Here is a 16,210-nt window from a genome sequence, read left to right as displayed (position 1 = left end):
ACGGCCCGCCGCACGTCACCCCGATTGAGCCGACGGCGAAGGCGGGAGCAGGGGCCCGCAGTCCCACTGCTGGAAGATCAACCGCGTCTCCACGCGCGCCACTTCGCGACGTGCCGTGAACTCGTCCAGCACCAGTCGCTGCAGATCCGCCATGTCGGCGACGGCGACATGGACCAGATAGTCGTCGGGCCCGGTCAGATGGAAGACGGTACGGGACTCCGGCAGCGCCCTGATCCGCTCCACGAACGGCCCCACCAACTCCCGCCGATGCGGCCTGACCTGCACCGACAGCAGAGCCTCCAGCCCCCGCCCCAGCTTGGCCGGATCGAGCCGCAGCTGATGCCCGAGGATCACGCCCGCCCGGCGCAGCCGGGTCACCCGGTCCAGACACGTCGACGGCGCCACCCCGACCTGTGCGGCGAGATCGCGGTACGTGGTCCGTGCGTCGTTCTGCAACAAGCGCAGCAGATGCAGGTCCACCGGATCCAGTACGACGGATTCACCCATCGCCCGAACGTAGCACGGGTTTCTCCCCGCACCTGCCGCCCGATGTTCACCCTTCCCTGCATGGACTCCACGAGAGCACTGGCCACCGAGGCCGTCCACGCCGGCCGCGACGACCTCGCCCGGCAGGGCCTGCACGCCCCGCCCATCGACCTGTCGACCACTTACCCGTCGTACGACAGCCGTGGTGAGGCCGCCCGCATCGACGCCTTCGCCACCACCGGCGCCGAACCGGAGGGCCCGCCCGTCTACGGCCGCCTCGGCAATCCCACCGTGGCCCGCTTCGAGACGGCCCTGGCCCGTCTGGAGGGCACCGAGTCCGCGGTCGCCTTCGCCAGCGGCATGGCCGCGCTCAGCGCCGTCCTTCTCGTACGGGCGTCGATGGGCCTGCGCCACGTGGTCGCCGTACGACCCCTGTACGGCTGCAGCGACCATCTGCTGACCGCCGGCCTGCTCGGCACCGAGGTGACCTGGACCGACCCGGCCGGCATCACGGACGCCCTGCGCCCCGACACCGGACTGGTCATGGTCGAGACCCCGGCCAACCCGACCCTGGCCGAGGTCGACCTGCGGGCCGTGGCCCACTCCTGCGGCTCGGTCCCCCTCCTGGTCGACAACACCTTCGCCACTCCGGTCCTGCAGCGCCCCGCCGGACAGGGCGCCCGACTGGTCCTGCACAGCGCCACCAAGTACCTGGGCGGCCACGGCGATGTGCTGGCGGGCGTGGTGGCCTGCGACGAGGAGTTCGCCGGCCGCCTCCGCCAGATCCGCTTCGCCACCGGCGGCGTTCTCCACCCCCTCGCGGGCTACCTCCTCCTCCGCGGCCTCGCCACCCTGCCGGTCCGCGTCCACGCGGCCTCCGCCACCGCCGCCGAACTGACCCGCCGCCTCACCGCCGACCCCCGCGTCACCCGCGTCCACTACCCTCGCGTCGGCGGCGCGATGATCGCCTTCGAAACCACGACCGACCCCCACGAGGTGATATCCGCGGTCCGCCTGATCACCCCCGCGGTAAGCCTCGGCAGCGTGGACACCCTGATCCAACACCCGGCTTCCATCAGCCACCGGATAGTGGACGAGAAGGACAGACGACACGCAGGCGTGAGCGACCACCTCCTGCGCATGTCAGTAGGCCTGGAGGATGTGGAGGATCTGTGGCTGGACTTGAATCAGGCGTTGGGGCAGCGCCCCGTCAGGGGCGCGGGGCCGTGTCGACATGCGGCTCCGCCGCGGGGCGCGACCAGCCACAACTCACCCGCAGACGCCACCCAACCAGGACCCCCTACGGCGCCTCGGCCTGCGTAACCAACGCCGCATCCACATCCAGCCGAGCCGTGATCACCAGCGTCCCCTCCTCAATCTGATAATCAAGAGGAACCCCCAACCCCCGCATGGCAGCGACCATCCCCGTATTGGACGCCTGCGTCACGGCATACACACTCTCGCACCCCGCAGCCAACGCCATCCCCACCAGCCTGCGCAGCAACTCCGCTCCGACTCCACGCCGCTGCCACTTGTCCTCCACCAGCAACGCGACCTCGGTCTCGTCGCCGTCCCACAACAGGTGTCCGAGCCCGACGATGCGCCCGGACGCGGTCTGCACGGCCAGCGTCCGGCCGAACCGCGGGTTCAGCAGGTGGTTCAGATAGCGGTCCGCGTCCCCGACCGGCCCGTGGTACCGCAGCCCGAGCGTCCGCGCCGAGCACCGCTCGTGCATCTCCTTCGCGGCCTCCAGATCCCGCGTGTCCGCCCGCCGTACGGTGATGTCGTTGCCCTCGGGCAGCGTCAACACGTCGTGACTGTGGGGCAGGCGGGGACCGAGCCGAGCGTCCAGTTCCACCAGCGCCCGCGCCCGCGCGAACTCGGTCGGGGTGAACGGCAGGTACGGCCGCTCCACGGTGATCACTCCACCCTCCGGCGCCCGCAGCCGCATCACGGTGTCCTCGAGCACGCCCTCCGCCGGCACGCCCTCCGGTGCCCGCCCGCCGCCGACCGGCACGGCGGGCGTCTGCCGGATGGTGCACCGGCCCACCAACTGCCGGAGCGCCAGCGGCAGTTCGGCCGCGTCCAGGGCGGTGCGGGCGGCCAGGCCCAGCACCCGGGTCGGTGCGTCCACCAGGTCATGGGCGTCGGCCCGCTCGATCCACGTGTCCGCGCCGCCGGCCGCCGCGACCACTCGGGTGAGCTCGGACGCCTCCAACTCGCCGGGGGCCCGCAGCAGGAACTCGTCCACCGTGCCCTCGGCCAGCGGATGTGTCTGCAGGCTCAGGATGTCCACTTGTCGTCCGGCCAGTGCCGTGCACAGCGAGGCCAGCGATCCGGGTTCGTCCTTCACGGTCGTGCGCATACGCCACAGCACACCGGCGCGGGGCCCGGCCTGCTGCTCGGGCGGCAGCGACCGGGCGCCGGTATCACTTGTCGGGGGTGCGTGACCGTGGCGGCGTGACCACCAACTGTGGAACACCGTGGCAAGGCCGACGAGGTTCTTCCGCTTCGCACGCGTCACATCAGATATTTCTTGACTCATACAGCCACTGTGAAGGAAACGTGTTGCGTGATCACGAACGCACTGTGACTGATGGGTAAAGCGTACTTATGTACCTTTTGGTTGAATCTTTTCCTTCGTCAGGGCCGCGCGCCGAGGGATGATGCCGGAACGCGGCCCTGGAACGAGATCACGGGAGTTACTGGCCGACCCGGCCCGGCTGCAGCGTTCGCGTGAACAGCACCGTGCCGTCGTACTCGCGCAGACGCACCGTCAACTCCCCGCTGTCGCCGTCGATGTCGACCTCGCCGAAGAACTGGTAGCCCTCGGCGGGTGACACGTTCGAGGCGGTCGGCGCCTTGACGAACACCCGGTCGGGGCCGAACGTGCCGTCCAGCGCGTTGGCCGGGAAGGCGCCGGCGTTGAGCGGGCCCGAGACGAACTCCCAGAACGGCTCGAAGTCCTTGAACGCGGCCCGCGAGGGGTCGTAGTGCTGGGCCGAGGTGTGGTGGACGTCCGCCGTCAGCCACACCGTGCCGGTGATCCGCCGGTGCTTGATGTACCGCAGCAGCTCGGCGATCTGCAGCTCGCGGCCGAGCGGCGCTCCCGGGTCGCCCTGGGCGACCGCCTCGAAGTTCGGCTTGCCCTCGACCGGGTCGGGTACGACGAGGCCGAGCGGCATGTCGTTGGCGATGACCTTCCACACCGCGCGGGACTTCGCCAGTTCGCGCTTGAGCCACTCCAGCTGCTCACGGCCGAGGATGCCGATCGGATCGGTGGTCTGGTTGTCGGGCGAGTTGGCGTTGCGGTAGGTGCGCATGTCGAGCACGAACACGTCCAGCAGCGGACCGTGGCTGACCTTGCGGTAGATCCGGCCGTCCGGGCGGCCGCTGATGGTGGAGATGGGGAAGTACTCGGAGAACGCCTGCCGCGAGCGCACGGCCAGGTCGTCGAGCTTCGTGCCGGCCGGGTAGGGGGTGCCGTTGCCGATGACCTCGCCCGGGTACCAGTTGTTGCGGACCTCGTGGTCGTCCCACTGGATGATGTTGGGCACCTGGGCGTTGAACCGGCGCAGGGCCGCGTCCAGCAGGTTGTAGCGGAAGTTGCCCCGGTAGTCGGCGAGGGTGGTCGCGACGTGCGACTTCTCCTCGGTGGTGACGTTCCGGTAGACGCTGCCGTCGGGCAGCGCCTGCGTGGCGGAGATGACGCCGTCGGCGTAGATGTTGTCACCGCTGCACAGGAAGAAGTCCGGGGCGACCTTGGCCATGGCGTCGAAGATGCGGTAGCCGCCGATGGACTCGTTGATGCCCCAGCCCTGGCCCGCGAGGTCGCCGGACCACACGAACCTGACGCCCTTGCGGCGCTTGACGGGCGCCGTCCGGAAGGTGCCGGTGACGGGTTCGCCGGTGCGGCGCGGGTCCTCGGGGTCGGCGAGCAGCACCCGGTAGTGGATCTGCTCGCCCGCGGGGAGCCCGTGCAGCCGGGTCGTGCCGGTGAAGTCCGAACCCTCGTCCAGCAGCGGACCGTGCCATCGGCGCGGGTTGCGGAACGACTCGGTCGCGGACGTCTCGACGATCATCCGCGCGGGTAGGTCGGAACGCACCCACACCAGCCCGGAGTCGGTGGTCACGTCTCCCGCCTGCACACCCCAGCTCGCCTTCGGCCGCCCCGACAGGGCGAACGCCGGCGCCGCGCCGAGGGCGGTGGGCAGGGTCAGGGCCGCCGACGCGGCGAGTGAGCCGCGCAGCACGCTGCGGCGGGCGGGGAACGGGCGGTGCGACATGGATGCGCCTCCAGGGACGGGATCCGGCCAGTGTTGCGGTCCCACACCTACTGGGGCGCCGCAGCGCACACGCAAACCACAAGTGAACAACTGACCGCGGGCGTCCGCGAATCGCTTACTCAGCCATCAGCCTCACACCCGCTCGGATTCGAGCGGGAGACAGATGGGCGTATCCCAGGACGAGTCGCACGGCTTCGTCGTCGTCCTGTCCGGCAGGCGCGTGCGTGTAGTCCGTCAGCGGCCGTACGGCGACACCGGCTTCGGCCACACGCGCGAGGAAGCGTTCCTCGGGGCCGTAGCGGGGCGGGAGCGCCGCGATGACGTGCAGTCCGGCGGCGATGCCCGACACCTCCGATCCCGGGAGGTGCTCCGCCAGCGCGGCGACGAGCGCGTCCCGCCGCTCGCGGTAGGCGCGCTGGCAGCGGCGCAGCTGGCGGTCGTAGTCGCCGCGCTCCACGAACCTGGCGAACAGCGCCTGGTCCAGGGTGGGATGGCCGAGGTCCATGGTGCGTTTGCGCTCGACGACCTCGTCGGCCAGCGACTCCGGCACGAGCAGCCAGCCGAGCCGCAGCCCCGGGGCGAGCGACTTGCTGACCGACCCCGTGTAGGCCACCCGCTCCGGGTCGAGGCCCTGCAGGGCGCCGACGGGGGCGCGGTCGTAGCGGAAGTCGCCGTCGTAGTCGTCCTCCAGCACGAGTCCGTCCACCGAGCGTGCCCAGTCGAGCAGTTCGGCCCGGCGGCGCGCCGAGTAGGCGATGCCCGTGGGGAACTGGTGCGAGGGGGTCGTCACCACGGCCCGCACGCCCGACTCGCGCAGCGCACCGAGGCGGAGCCCCTCGTCGTCCAGGGGAACGGGCACGGCGGTGACGCCGGCCGCGGTGTACAGGGCGTCGTGCTGGGGGCTTCCGGGGTTCTCGACGCCCACCGTGCGCAACCCGCGCGCGTGCAGCGCGAATCCGAGCAGCGTCGTCGCCTGCGCCACTCCGGAGACGACCACGATCCGCTCCGGGTCCGCCACCACGCCCCGGCGGCGCGCGAGCAGTTCCGCCAGCGCCGTACGCAGTCGGGGCAGCCCGCGCGGATCGGGATAGCCGAGATCCTGGTGGGGCAGCTCGGCCAGCACACCGCGCTGCGCCGCGGCCCAGGCCGCGCGGGGGAAGAGAGACAGATCCGGTGTGCCGGGCACGAAGTCGGCCTCCGTGCCGGGCGACCGGGGCGCGAGGTCACGCGCGCGTGGCCGGGCCGTCCGTACGGCGCCGCTCACCCAGGTGCCGGCACCCCGGCCGCTGCGCAGGTACCCCTCCGCCGTCAACTGCTCGTACGCCTCGGTGACCAGCCCCCGAGACACGGCGAGGTCGGCGGCGAGCTCCCGGCTCGACGGCAACCGTGTCCCGGGCGCCAGCCGTCCCGACCGCACGGCCTCCCGCAGCGCCGCCTGCAGGGAACGGCCACGCGTGCGTGCCGGGGCCGAGGCGGCCGACAGCAGCAGCTCCCAGGCGGGGGAGACGGCGGCCTCCGCCGTGCCGTCCGGATTGGTCCCCGATGGCCTCATGGATGTGGACCTTAAACCAGACCGCCCGGCTCCCTAGCGTCGCCACCATGAACGCCACCACCGCCCGCGGAGCCCTCCTCGCCGCCCTCGCCTGTGTGCTCGTCGGCGGTTCCTTCACCGCCAACAGCGTCCTCGGCCACTACCCGTACGCGGGCGGGCAGTTCCTGCGCTACGGGGCGGCCTGTCTGCTCCTCGTCCCGCTGGCCGGCGCGGACGCGACAGGGCGGCTGCGGACGCTGGCCGTCCGCCAGTGGGTGCGGCTCGTGGCACTGGCCGCCATCGGCATGGTCGGCTTCAACCTGGCCGTCATCGCCGCCGAACGCAGCGCGGAACCTGCGGTGCCCGGCGTTCTCGTGGGCTGCGCGCCGGCGATCGTCGCCGTCCTGGTCCCGCTCCTGGCGGGACGGCGGCCCCGGCGCCGGGTGCTGTACGGGGCGTCGCTGGTCGCCCTCGGTGCCTTCACCGTCCAGGGATGGGGCCGTACGGACGCGGCCGGCCTCGCCTTCTCGGGCTGCGCGCTCGTCGGCGAGGTCGGATTCGCGGTCCTGGCGGTGCCCGTGCTGCGGGTGCTGGGACCCCGGCTGTTGTCGGCCACCGTGTGCGGGCTCGCCGCGGCCGAGTCGGCGGTGGTCGGACTCCTGCTGGACGGCACGGCGTGGTTGCGCCGCCCCGACGGCGCCCAGGCCGCCGCGCTGGTGTGGCAGGCGGCGGTCGTCACCGTCGTCGGCTTCGTGTGCTGGTACATGGGCATGCAGCGCATCGGCGTCGAGCGCGCCACGCTGTTCTCCGGCCTGATCCCGGTCGCCGCCGCCTGCACCGCCCCGCTTGTCGGAACGGGCGCCTACGGGCCCGCCCAGGCCGTGGGCAGCGCCCTCGTGGGCGCCGGAGTCGCCCTCGGATCCGGGGCGTTGACCCGGGGGCGGACGGGGTCAGCGGCTGCCGTCGAGGAGGACGCGGGCGACCAATGCCGGGTCGTCGTTCATCGGGCAGTGCCCGCAGCCGGGCAGTCGCACCAGCCGCGCCTTGGGGATGATCTGCTTGGCGCGCACGCCCTGCCGGCGCACGAGCAGCATGTCCCGGGTGCCCCAGGCAACAGTGACGGGAATCGTGGGGATGTCGTCCCTGAACAGGACGGTGGCACCGGACTTGAGGGTGGCGTCGAACCCGGTGGCTCCGGCCAGCGCGAGCGTCTCGGCGACCACGGCCTCCGGTGAACGGCGGCCGGGGCGGGCGTAGATGGTGCTCGTCAGCATCGTGCGGCCGGCCGCCGACCGGGACAGCCGCTCGACCAGCGGCAGCGGCAGACGTTGCGCGATACGGCGCATCGCGAGCAGGACCCCGAAGGCGTACCGCCGCTCGGCCTCCGACCAGAACCCGGCGGGGGAGAGGGTGGTGACGGACCGTACGAGCTGCTCGCGGCCGAGTTCCAGGGCGAGCAGGCCGCCGAGCGAGTTGCCCGCCACATGGGGCCGGTCCAGCTCCAGCGCCTCGCAGAACGCGCCGAACACGGCCGTGGTCGTGGGCAGGTCGTAGTCCAGCCCCTCCGGCAGCCCCGGGGAGGCGCCGAAGCCGGGCAGGTCGACGGCGATCACGTCGCGCTCGGTGGCCAGGATGTCCACCACCGGGTCCCAGGCCTGCCGGTGGTGACCGATGCCGTGCAGCAGGAGCAGCGGCGCACCGCGGCCCACGCGCGTGTAGGCGACGGTCACGGGCTGCGGGCCGCGTGGGGAAGGGACCTTGAAGGAGACGGTGGCGGACATGGGTGCTCCTCGACTGGGGCTCGCTCGGTGCTCGCTGACGGACGCGCTGTAGACAGCTTGTCAGCAATTGCTACCGACGGGTAGCCCCCGGAGACCGCCCACCGGGCTCGAACGTTCCGGCCTCAATGCCCCCTGCGCACCTCCAGGTTGAAGTCGGCGTGCCCGGTGTGCCGGAACAGGTCGAGCCACAGGGGCAGGAACATCTCCACACCGCGTGCCGAGCGGATGCCGCCCAGGTCGAGCACACGGTGCGCCGGCCACCCGAACTCGCCGAGCATGCCGGTCACCTGCTCCTTGGCGCCCGCGTCGTCCCCGCACACGAAGACCTGGTGCTCACCGGGCACCAGCGAGGGCTCCACCATCACCTTGCAGTTGACCGTGTTCAGCGACTTCACCACGCGCGCGTGCGGGAACGCCCGCTGGATCTGCTCGCCCACGCTGTCCGACCCCACGGGGTCGAGCCGCACCTGCCCGTCCTCGAACGCCAGCGGGTTGGTCACGTCGACGACCACCTTGCCGTCCAGGTTCTCCGCCCCGGCCGCCTCCAGCGCGGCGAGCGCCACCCGTCCGCCCACGGCGACCACGACCACCTCGGCCGACGAGGCCGCCTCCGCGAACGTGCCGGCCCGCGCCCCCGCACCGGCGCTCCGCGCCCACTCCAGGGCGGCCGGATTGTCCTTCGTACGGGACCCCAGCGTCACCTCGTGGCCGAGCTCCGCCAGCTTGCCGCCGAGCGTCCGGCCCACGTCGCCCGTGCCCAGAACCGCGTACCGCATGGCCGCCTCCGTCCGTCCGGACCGCCGACCGCCTCGGCGGCTCGCGGTCAATTCTGCTCCGGGATCTCCTCCGGGACACGCGTATTTCCGCTGGACATGTCCGCACGCGTCGCATGGGATGGGGGCCGTGACGACCGACACCGCGACCGATGTCTTCGAAGAGCACCGGCCCGTCCTGCTGGGCGTCGCCTACCGCATGCTCGGCCGGGTGGCCGACGCGGAGGACGTGGTCCAGGAGGCATGGCTGCGCTGGTCCGGCACGGACCGCGGCGAGGTGCGCGAGCCGCGCGCGTATCTGGTGCGGATCACCACCCGCCTGGCCATCGACCGGCTCCGCCAGGTTAAGGCGCGGGGCGAGACGTACGTCGGCCCGTGGCTGCCCGAGCCGTACGTGACCGACTTCGGGGCAACCGTCCCCGACACCGCCGAGCGGGCCGTGCTCGCCGACTCCGTCTCCCTGGCCGTCCTGGTCGTCCTGGAGTCGCTGTCCCCGCTGGAGCGCGCCGTCTTCGTCCTCAGGGAGGCCTTCGGCTACCCCTACGCCGACATCGCGGCCATGCTCGACCGCGGTGAACCGGCGGTACGGCAGCTCGCCGGGCGGGCCCGCAAGCACGTGGAGGAGCGGCGGCCCCGCTACGAGGTCGATCCGGAGCGGCGCCGAGAGCTCACCGAGCGGTTCCTCGCCGCCGCCGGGGAGGGTGACCTGGACGGGCTCCTGGCGCTGCTCGCGCCCGACGTACGGCTGGTGGGCGACAGCGGCGGGAAGGCGCGGGCGCCGCTGCGGGTGCTGGAGAGCGCGGACAAGGTGGGCCGCTTCCTCGTCGGCGCCGCGGCGAAGGGTGTACCGGATCCTTCGTTCCGCATCATGGAACTCAACGGCGGTCCCGCGATCGTGGCGATGTCCGCCGGCAAGCCCGACAGCGTCTTCCAGCTGGACGTCTTCGAGGGCCGTGTCCAAGCGGTGTACATCGTGCGCAACCCCGACAAGTTGCGGTCGCTGCCCCTCGATTAGGCAACCGCTCTCTATCCGGGCCCTATGGGATCGAGGATTGGTCTTGACCAAGGGTTTGGGCCGCCCTATGGTCGCAGAGAAGTGCAACAACCTTTAATAAACAAGGGCGCTAAAACGCCGCCGGACCACGGCGATTGCGGAGGACAGGGTGGGGACCACGCAGCTGGAATCGGTGCCGGAACCGAAGTACTGGCATCTCAGGACCGTGCTCAGTGAGGCACTGGACTCCGAGTTCACCGTCGGTGAGATCCTGCCGAACGAGCGCGACCTGGCCGCCCGCTTCGGCGTCGCCCGCGCGACGCTCCGCCAAGCCCTGGAGCAGCTCGAACTGGAGGGCAGGCTGCAGCGCCGCCGTGGGGTCGGTACGACCGTCGCCCCGCCGCGCGTGGGAGTCGCCGTGGGGACGGAGCAGCACGCCTGGCCGGGGGCCGCCGGTGACGTCTGGCAGGCCGTCGACTGCGCCCGGGCCGCCGCGCCGGCCGCCGTCGCCGCCGCGCTGGAGACCGGGCCGGAGGAGGCCGTGCACACGGTGCGCCGCTCCCGGGTCTCGCACGGCCAGCCCGTCGCCGCCGAACTGCTCTACGTCCCCGCCTCCTCGGTGCCGGACCTCTCCGCCATAGACGCCCCCTCCGGACCCGCACGCGCGCGTGCGGTGCTGCGTGAGCTACAGCGGCTGGAGCTGGAGGGGCAGGAGAGCTCGGTCGAGCTGGGCTCCGCGCGCGCGGACGACGCGAAGGAGCTGGACCGGCTGCCGGGGGCGCCCGTCCTGGTCGTCACCACCCGCTACCTCGCGCAGGGCCGCATCGCCGCGTACTCCGTCGCCACGTACCGCGCCGACACCTGCCGGCTGACGTTCGGCGACTCGGGCAACGTGGAGATCCACCAGGATCCCGAACGCCAGGCGTCCTGACCCCACCCCACTGACACACGCCGTGCGCCCCGCAACTACGCCGGGGGCACGGCGTTTCCGCGCGGGGCGCACGGCGTCGTGGGGCGCGGGGCGCGGGGCGTGAGGTTGGGAACCGAGGGCCGGGGCGTGCGGGGTGGGTCGCGTAGCTCGGGGGCACGCGGGCGTTGCGCTCGCGTTCAGTGCCTTCGGGCATGGTGCTTGCGGCTCGGCGCCGCCCTTGAGCGGCAAAAGGCCGGGGCGTCGCCCCAGTCGGCGTCTGACGCGGCGTGGCCGCCCTGAGCCGTACGGCACTGCGGCTGGCGCGCCTCCTGGTGCCACTGCCGCTGCAGCTGGGATGCCTGTTGCTGGCGCTGCTGGCGCTGCTGGCGCTGCTGGCGCTGCTGGCGCTGCTGGCGCTGCTGGCGCTGCTGGCGCTGCTGGCGCTGCTGGCGGTGCTGGCGGTGCTGGCGCTGCTGGCGGTGCTGTTGCTCCCGCTGCGGCGCCCCGTGCTGCCGGAGTTCAGTGCCTCAGGGCATCCGCAGGTCGGTCACGGGCCCAGGGCCTTGCCCGGGCCGGGGCCGCGGCGGGCTGTTGCTGTGGCCTCTACCGCGAAGAGCTGTTCCTCCACGTGGTCGAGGGCCAGACGGAGGGCTCCTGTCGCCACCGCGGCCTCACCCAGGAGGGAGAGGGTCACCTTGGGGGGACGGAGGCAGTAGCGGGCCAGTTCGCGGCGCAGGGGATCCAGGACGCCGTCGAGGCCGGCCGCCCATCCGCCGATGACGACGAGTTCCGGGTCGAGGGCGAGGACCAGGGCGGCGACGTCGTGGACGAGGCGCTGGATGAAGCGTTCGACAGCGGCACGGGCCCGCTGGTCGCCCTCCCGGGCCTGGGCGAAGACCTCGGCGACGGCCTGCTCGTCGAGCGGGTGGAGGGGCTCGTCGGTCGTGGACAGCAGCGTTTCCGGCGTGGCCTCACGGCCCAGCAGATGCAGAGCGCCGATCTCCCCGGCCGCCCCGCCGAACCCCCGGTGCAGCTGCCCCCCGATCAGTGAACCGGCCCCCGGGCTCAGCCCCGCCAGCACGAACACCACGTCGTCGGACTCGGTGGCCGCACCCTTCCAGTGCTCGGCGACCGCCGCCGCGTTCGCGTCGTTCTCCACCAGCACCGGACAGTTGAAGGACCGGCTCAGCCGCTCCCCGAGGTGCAGCCCCGTCCACTCGGGCAGCGCGGCACTCAGCCGTACCGTGCCGTCGCCCTCGACGATCCCCGGTGAGGCGACCCCCACCGCCCGCAGCGAGCTGCGCGGCACGCCCGCCCGGCGCAGCAGCTCGGCCACCGCGGTACGCAGCCGCTCCAGACGCTCCTCGGCCGGTGCCGACTCGTCGACGTCCTTCGAGACCGCGCCCAGCACCCGCCCGTCCAGGTCGGCGAGGAGCGCCGCCACGCGGTGGGAGCCGATGTCCAGGCCCAGCAGATGTCCTGCCTCCGCCCGGAAACGGTACCGGCGCGCGGGCCGCCCCTGACGCCGGACCACGCTCTCGTCCGCGGCCTTCTCGACGACGTACCCCGCCTCGATCAACCCTTCGACGACGCCCTCGACGGTCGGCCGGGACAACCCGGTCACCCGGGTGATCTCGGTGAGCGTCGCGCAGTCCGTGGCGCGCAGCGCGTGCAGCACCACCGCGGAGTTGATCCTTCGCAGCAGCGAGGGATCCCCGCCGGTCAGCCGCTCCACGGTCCGTCCTCCCAGCTCGTGCGCGTGTTGGCCGGATCGTACTCGTCACGGCGAAACCCGGCGAGTGCCGGTGTCCCACGGGCCCCGTCAGCCCGGCGCCACGAACCCCGACTCGTACGCGGCGATCACGGCCTGGGTGCGGTCCCGTGCCCCCAACTTCGCCAGGACGGCGCTGACATGCGACTTCACCGTCTCCGTGCCGACTACCAGCCGGGCGGCGATCTCGGCGTTCGACAGCCCCCGGGCCATCAGCCGCAGCACCTCCGCCTCCCGCTCGGTCAGCCGCGCCCGCTCCAGCACCGCCCGTGCCTCCCGGTTCCCGTCGGCGTCACCGTGGGCGGCGGCCAGCCGCCGTACCGAGGCCGGGAACAGCAGCGACTCGCCCTCGGCGACCAGCCGCACCGCGTGCACGATCTCGGCCGGCCGCGCCCGTTTCAGCAGGAACCCATCGGCTCCGGCGCGCAGCGCCGCGTACACGTACTCGTCGTTCTCGAAGGTCGTCACGACGACGATCTTCGGCGGGTCGTCGACCGTGCGCAGTACCGCACGCGTGGCCTCGATCCCGTCCATCAGCGGCATCCGCACGTCCATGGCGACCACGTCGGGCCGCAGCCGACGTACCAGCGGGATCACCGCCGCGCCGTCGGCCGCCTCTCCCACCACCTCGATGTCGGGCTGCGCCTCCAGCACGGCCCGCAGACCGGCGCGGACGAGGGGTTCGTCGTCGACGAGGAGAACGGTCACCGGCATCCGGCCAGCCTAGATCAACTGAGTGGCAGCTCCACCCGTACCCGCCAGTCGCCCTCGTCGGGCCCGGTGCGCGCACGGCCGCCGAGCAGCGCCGCGCGCTCGCGTATCCCGCGCAGGCCGCTGCCCCGGCCCGGACCGGACACACCGGCGGGCAGCGGATTGCGGATCTCCAGGGCGAGCATCCCGTCCGTGACCTCGACGCGCACGCGCACGGGGACGGCGCCCGCGTGCCGCAGCACGTTGGTCAGGGCCTCCTGGAGGATGCGGTAGCCCTCGCGGGAGACGGGGCCCGGTACCGACTCCAGCGGACCGCGGACATCGGCGTCGACCTTGGCGCCGGACCCGCGCGCGGACTCCAGCAGCCGGTCCGCCTCCGCCAGCGTGGGCCTGCTGCTCACCGGCCGCTCCGCCTCCCGCAGCACCGCGAGCACCCGCTCCAGGTCCTCCAGCGCGGCGCGCCCGGTGTCCTCGATGGCGGCGAGCGCCCGGCCGGTGAACTCCGGGTCGCCCGCGGCACGGGCAGCGCCCGCCTGGACGACGGCCACCGTGAGGGCGTGCCCGATGGAGTCGTGCAGTTCGCGCGCGATGCGGTTGCGCTCCAGGAGTTGCTCGGTGCGCGCCTCCAGGGCCTCAAGACGCTCGGCCGCGGAGGGGCCGAGGAGCCGGCGTGCGACGGCGGTGACGACCTCCCCCAGGCCGACGACGACTCCGTACAGGGCGACGAGCGGCACGGGCGCCAACAGGGCGTACGCCCAGTGGGGTTGGGCCTGGTCGAGGACCGGGATGTCGTCGGGGACGCGTCCGCGGACCGTCTCGACCAGCTGGTAGGTGAGTATCGGCAGCCAGACGCAGGCGAACGCCACTGGTACTCCCAGCGCCATCCGCACTTCCAGCCACAGCACCGTGCGCAGCCGGTCCCGCCACGTCGTCGCCGGGCCCACCGCGATCCCCGGGTCCTGCTCACCGGGCGTCAGCAGCAGCCGCGCCTGCACGCCCTCGCCGATGCGCACCGCCGGAACGAGACCGACCGGGACCAGCACGGCCGCCGGTACCCACCACCTCGACATGTCGACGTACAGCCACACGCTGACGACCAGCATCGGCACCCACAGGTGCAGCAGGCGGGTGTACGTCGTCCCCCGGAGCAACGGGCGCAGAAAGCGGGCCATTTCGGCATCGTGCCAGCCGCCACCGACACCGGACCTCCCCCGGGCGGGGGAGACGAACACCACCGGCGGGGGAGGTGACCGCCCCGTCCCGGCGGCCACGCTGCTGCCATGACCAGCATCGACGTCCACGACCTCACCAAGGATCACGGCACCCGGCGCGCCGTCGACCACCTCACCTTCCGCGTCCGCCCCGGCCGGGTCACCGGCTTCCTCGGCCCCAACGGCGCCGGAAAGTCCACCACCATGCGGCTGGTCCTCGGCCTTGACCACCCCACGTCGGGCACCGCCACCATCGGCGGCTGCCGCTACACCGAACTGGGCGAACCCCTGCGCCACGTCGGCGCCCTGCTGGACGCGCGGGCCGCGCACGGCTCCCGCACCGGACGCGACCATCTGCGTGTCCTGGCGGCCAGCAACCGCATCCCGGGGCGACGGGCCGACGAGGTGCTGGAGGAGACGGGGCTGGCACCGGTCGCCGGGCGCCGGGTGCGGACGTACTCGCTCGGCATGCGGCAGCGCCTCGGCATCGCGGCCGCCCTGCTCGGCGACCCCGCCGTGGTTCTGCTCGACGAACCAGCCAACGGCCTCGACCCCGAAGGCATCATCTGGATCCGCGCGTTGCTGCGCCGGCTCGCGAAGGAGGGCCGTACGGTCCTGGTCTCCAGCCATCTCATGAACGAGACCGCGTCCTTCGCCGACCACCTCGTGGTCCTCGGACGCGGACGACTGCTCGCGGACACCCCCATGCGGGAGTTCATCGACACGCGCGTGCGGCCCCGGGTGCGGATCCGCACGACCGACGCCAGGGCACTCACCACCGCCCTCGCGCACCACGGCCACGAAGCCGTCGAGCACGGGGAGGGGCACTGGACGGTGGAGCACGCGCGCGTGGACGACATCGGCCGTCTCCTCTCCGCCGCCGGCGTCCCGATCCTCGAACTGGCGGCGGAGGAGGGCACCTTGGAGCAGGCCTATCTGGACCTGACCGGGACCGAAGCCGAGTTCACCGCACCAACCAAGGAGGCCTGACCATGGCGTTCACACCCGTGCTCCACTCGGAGTGGCTGAAGATCCGTACGCGCCGGTCGCTCGTCGCCGCTCTGTGCGCCGTCCTGCCGGCCACCGCCCTCCTTGCCGCGCTCGCCGCCACCGACAGCGACGGGGCCGACTTCGACCCGCTGTTCTCGGTGTTCTTCGGTGTCAACTTCGGACAGATCGCCGCGATCGCCTTCGGTACGACGGCGGTGGCGGCCGAGTTCCAGGGCGGCGCGCTGCACGCCACGCTGGCCGCGGTGCCGTGGCGGGGGCGGTGGTTCGCGGCCAAGGCCGTCGCCGTCGCCGTTCCCGTGCTGGGGGTGGGGCTGGTCACCGGTGGTGTGAGCCTGGTGGTCGGGGAGGCGGCGCTGGGGGCGGAGGCGGACGGGCTGACGTGGAGCGAAGAAGTGCGCGGAGTCGTCGGCTGTGCGGTTTATCTGACGCTGATGGCTCTGCTGGCGGCCGGCCTGACCGCCGTGCTGCGCAGCGGTGTCGCGGCACTGAGCGTCCTGATCCCGTTCCTGCTCATCGTCTCGTTCGTGGTCGGGGACATGTCCGGCACGGTGGCGGACGTCCTGCCGGACCGGGCGGGCCAGGCGGTTCTCCACGCCGACGGCGACGGTTTCCCCGGGCCGTGGGGCGGGCCGGCGCTGACGGCGTTGTGGGCGACGGTCGCGCTGGTGGCGGGAGCGTGGAGCGTTCGACGCCGGGACGCCTGACGCCTCACCAATTGTCAGTGGTGGCGGCAATACTGGATCAC

At 72.7% G+C, this 16,210-nt stretch carries 14 protein-coding genes and 1 pseudogene; 6 read left to right on the top strand and 9 right to left on the bottom strand.

Features of this window, described 5'->3' with window-relative positions; genetic code table 11:
- Positions 1–15 precede the first annotated feature (15 nt).
- Positions 16–507 carry an Lrp/AsnC family transcriptional regulator gene (locus ABZ453_RS04820; protein WP_133047562.1) on the bottom strand — a complete coding sequence of 164 codons (492 nt, stop codon included), beginning with the start codon at positions 505–507 and terminating at the stop codon, positions 16–18.
- A 60-nt stretch (positions 508–567) separates the two neighbouring features.
- Here ABZ453_RS04820 and ABZ453_RS04815 point away from each other — a divergent pair, with 60 nt between their 5' ends.
- Complete coding sequence (locus tag ABZ453_RS04815; RefSeq protein WP_359011572.1) at positions 568–1,809, top strand: PLP-dependent transferase; 1,242 nt, start codon at positions 568–570, stop codon at positions 1,807–1,809.
- Here ABZ453_RS04815 and ABZ453_RS04810 read toward each other — a convergent pair.
- From ABZ453_RS04810 to ABZ453_RS04800, 3 genes are all read right to left on the bottom strand, one after another.
- Positions 1,787–3,031 carry a GNAT family N-acetyltransferase gene (locus tag ABZ453_RS04810; protein WP_359011570.1) on the bottom strand — a complete coding sequence of 415 codons (1,245 nt, stop codon included), beginning with the start codon at positions 3,029–3,031 and terminating at the stop codon, positions 1,787–1,789. The genes ABZ453_RS04815 and ABZ453_RS04810 overlap by 23 nt on opposite strands.
- A 157-nt stretch (positions 3,032–3,188) precedes the next feature.
- Complete coding sequence (locus ABZ453_RS04805) at positions 3,189–4,772, bottom strand: alkaline phosphatase D family protein (protein WP_359011568.1); 1,584 nt, start codon at positions 4,770–4,772, stop codon at positions 3,189–3,191.
- 115 nt (positions 4,773–4,887) lie between these two features.
- Positions 4,888–6,324 carry a PLP-dependent aminotransferase family protein gene (locus ABZ453_RS04800; RefSeq protein WP_359011566.1) on the bottom strand — a complete coding sequence of 479 codons (1,437 nt, stop codon included), beginning with the start codon at positions 6,322–6,324 and terminating at the stop codon, positions 4,888–4,890.
- On the opposite strand from ABZ453_RS04800, the pseudogene ABZ453_RS04795 reads away from it, so the two are divergent.
- Positions 6,315–7,208 (top strand): annotated as a pseudogene (locus ABZ453_RS04795) (DMT family transporter); the annotation flags it as partial. The gene ABZ453_RS04800 and the pseudogene ABZ453_RS04795 overlap by 10 nt on opposite strands.
- A gap of 45 nt (positions 7,209–7,253) precedes the next feature.
- Here ABZ453_RS04795 and ABZ453_RS04790 read toward each other — a convergent pair.
- Together ABZ453_RS04790 and ABZ453_RS04785 are read right to left on the bottom strand one after the other, a co-directional pair.
- Positions 7,254–8,084, bottom strand: a complete 831-nt coding sequence (locus ABZ453_RS04790) for an alpha/beta fold hydrolase (protein ID WP_208779003.1) — start codon at positions 8,082–8,084, stop codon at positions 7,254–7,256.
- Positions 8,085–8,206: 122 nt separating this feature from the next.
- Positions 8,207–8,860 (bottom strand): NAD(P)-binding domain-containing protein, encoded by a 654-nt coding sequence (locus ABZ453_RS04785; protein WP_359011564.1) that lies wholly within the window; start codon positions 8,858–8,860, stop codon positions 8,207–8,209.
- 127 nt (positions 8,861–8,987) lie between these two features.
- Between ABZ453_RS04785 and ABZ453_RS04780 the strand changes: the two genes are divergently transcribed.
- Entirely contained in the window at positions 8,988–9,872 is an 885-nt protein-coding gene (locus ABZ453_RS04780) for an RNA polymerase sigma-70 factor (protein WP_359011562.1), read from the top strand.
- Positions 9,873–10,020: 148 nt separating this feature from the next.
- On the top strand, positions 10,021–10,782 hold the full coding sequence (locus ABZ453_RS04775; RefSeq protein ID WP_359011560.1) for a GntR family transcriptional regulator: 762 nt from the start codon (positions 10,021–10,023) through the stop codon (positions 10,780–10,782).
- Positions 10,783–11,308: 526 nt separating this feature from the next.
- On the opposite strand, the gene ABZ453_RS04770 is transcribed toward ABZ453_RS04775, so the two are convergent.
- The 3 genes from ABZ453_RS04770 to ABZ453_RS04760 form a co-directional block, all read right to left on the bottom strand.
- On the bottom strand, positions 11,309–12,496 hold the full coding sequence (locus tag ABZ453_RS04770; protein ID WP_359011558.1) for an ROK family transcriptional regulator: 1,188 nt from the start codon (positions 12,494–12,496) through the stop codon (positions 11,309–11,311).
- A gap of 87 nt (positions 12,497–12,583) precedes the next feature.
- A complete protein-coding gene (locus ABZ453_RS04765; RefSeq protein ID WP_359011556.1) occupies positions 12,584–13,246 on the bottom strand; it encodes a response regulator transcription factor in 663 nt (220 codons plus the stop codon).
- A gap of 14 nt (positions 13,247–13,260) precedes the next feature.
- Entirely contained in the window at positions 13,261–14,415 is a 1,155-nt protein-coding gene (locus tag ABZ453_RS04760) for a histidine kinase (protein WP_359011554.1), read from the bottom strand.
- A gap of 108 nt (positions 14,416–14,523) precedes the next feature.
- Between ABZ453_RS04760 and ABZ453_RS04755 the strand changes: the two genes are divergently transcribed.
- Positions 14,524–15,444, top strand: a complete 921-nt coding sequence (locus ABZ453_RS04755; RefSeq protein WP_359011552.1) for an ATP-binding cassette domain-containing protein — start codon at positions 14,524–14,526, stop codon at positions 15,442–15,444.
- Positions 15,445–15,446: 2 nt separating this feature from the next.
- Positions 15,447–16,169 carry an ABC transporter permease gene (locus ABZ453_RS04750; RefSeq protein ID WP_359011549.1) on the top strand — a complete coding sequence of 241 codons (723 nt, stop codon included), beginning with the start codon at positions 15,447–15,449 and terminating at the stop codon, positions 16,167–16,169.
- Positions 16,170–16,210: the final 41 nt, after the last annotated feature.

The sequence above is a fragment of the Streptomyces sp. NPDC005799 genome (genome assembly GCF_040630525.1).
In the GTDB taxonomy this organism is placed as follows: Bacteria; Actinomycetota; Actinomycetes; order Streptomycetales; family Streptomycetaceae; genus Streptomyces; species Streptomyces griseorubiginosus_B.
Note: the sequence above shows the minus strand (reverse complement) of the source record. Positions and strands in the feature narration are given on the sequence as shown.

Coding starts and splice junctions, on each gene's coding strand:
- ABZ453_RS04760 (WP_359011554.1), bottom strand. CDS start 14,415: ATGGCCCGCTTTCTGCGCCCGTTGCTCCGGGGGACGACGTACACCCGC.
- ABZ453_RS04785 (WP_359011564.1), bottom strand. CDS start 8,860: ATGCGGTACGCGGTTCTGGGCACGGGCGACGTGGGCCGGACGCTCGGC.
- ABZ453_RS04810 (WP_359011570.1), bottom strand. CDS start 3,031: ATGAGTCAAGAAATATCTGATGTGACGCGTGCGAAGCGGAAGAACCTC.
- ABZ453_RS04800 (WP_359011566.1), bottom strand. CDS start 6,324: ATGAGGCCATCGGGGACCAATCCGGACGGCACGGCGGAGGCCGCCGTC.
- ABZ453_RS04765 (WP_359011556.1), bottom strand. CDS start 13,246: ATGCCGGTGACCGTTCTCCTCGTCGACGACGAACCCCTCGTCCGCGCC.
- ABZ453_RS04755 (WP_359011552.1), top strand. CDS start 14,524: ATGACCAGCATCGACGTCCACGACCTCACCAAGGATCACGGCACCCGG.
- ABZ453_RS04790 (WP_208779003.1), bottom strand. CDS start 8,084: ATGTCCGCCACCGTCTCCTTCAAGGTCCCTTCCCCACGCGGCCCGCAG.
- ABZ453_RS04815 (WP_359011572.1), top strand. CDS start 568: ATGGACTCCACGAGAGCACTGGCCACCGAGGCCGTCCACGCCGGCCGC.
- ABZ453_RS04820 (WP_133047562.1), bottom strand. CDS start 507: ATGGGTGAATCCGTCGTACTGGATCCGGTGGACCTGCATCTGCTGCGC.
- ABZ453_RS04750 (WP_359011549.1), top strand. CDS start 15,447: ATGGCGTTCACACCCGTGCTCCACTCGGAGTGGCTGAAGATCCGTACG.
- ABZ453_RS04805 (WP_359011568.1), bottom strand. CDS start 4,772: ATGTCGCACCGCCCGTTCCCCGCCCGCCGCAGCGTGCTGCGCGGCTCA.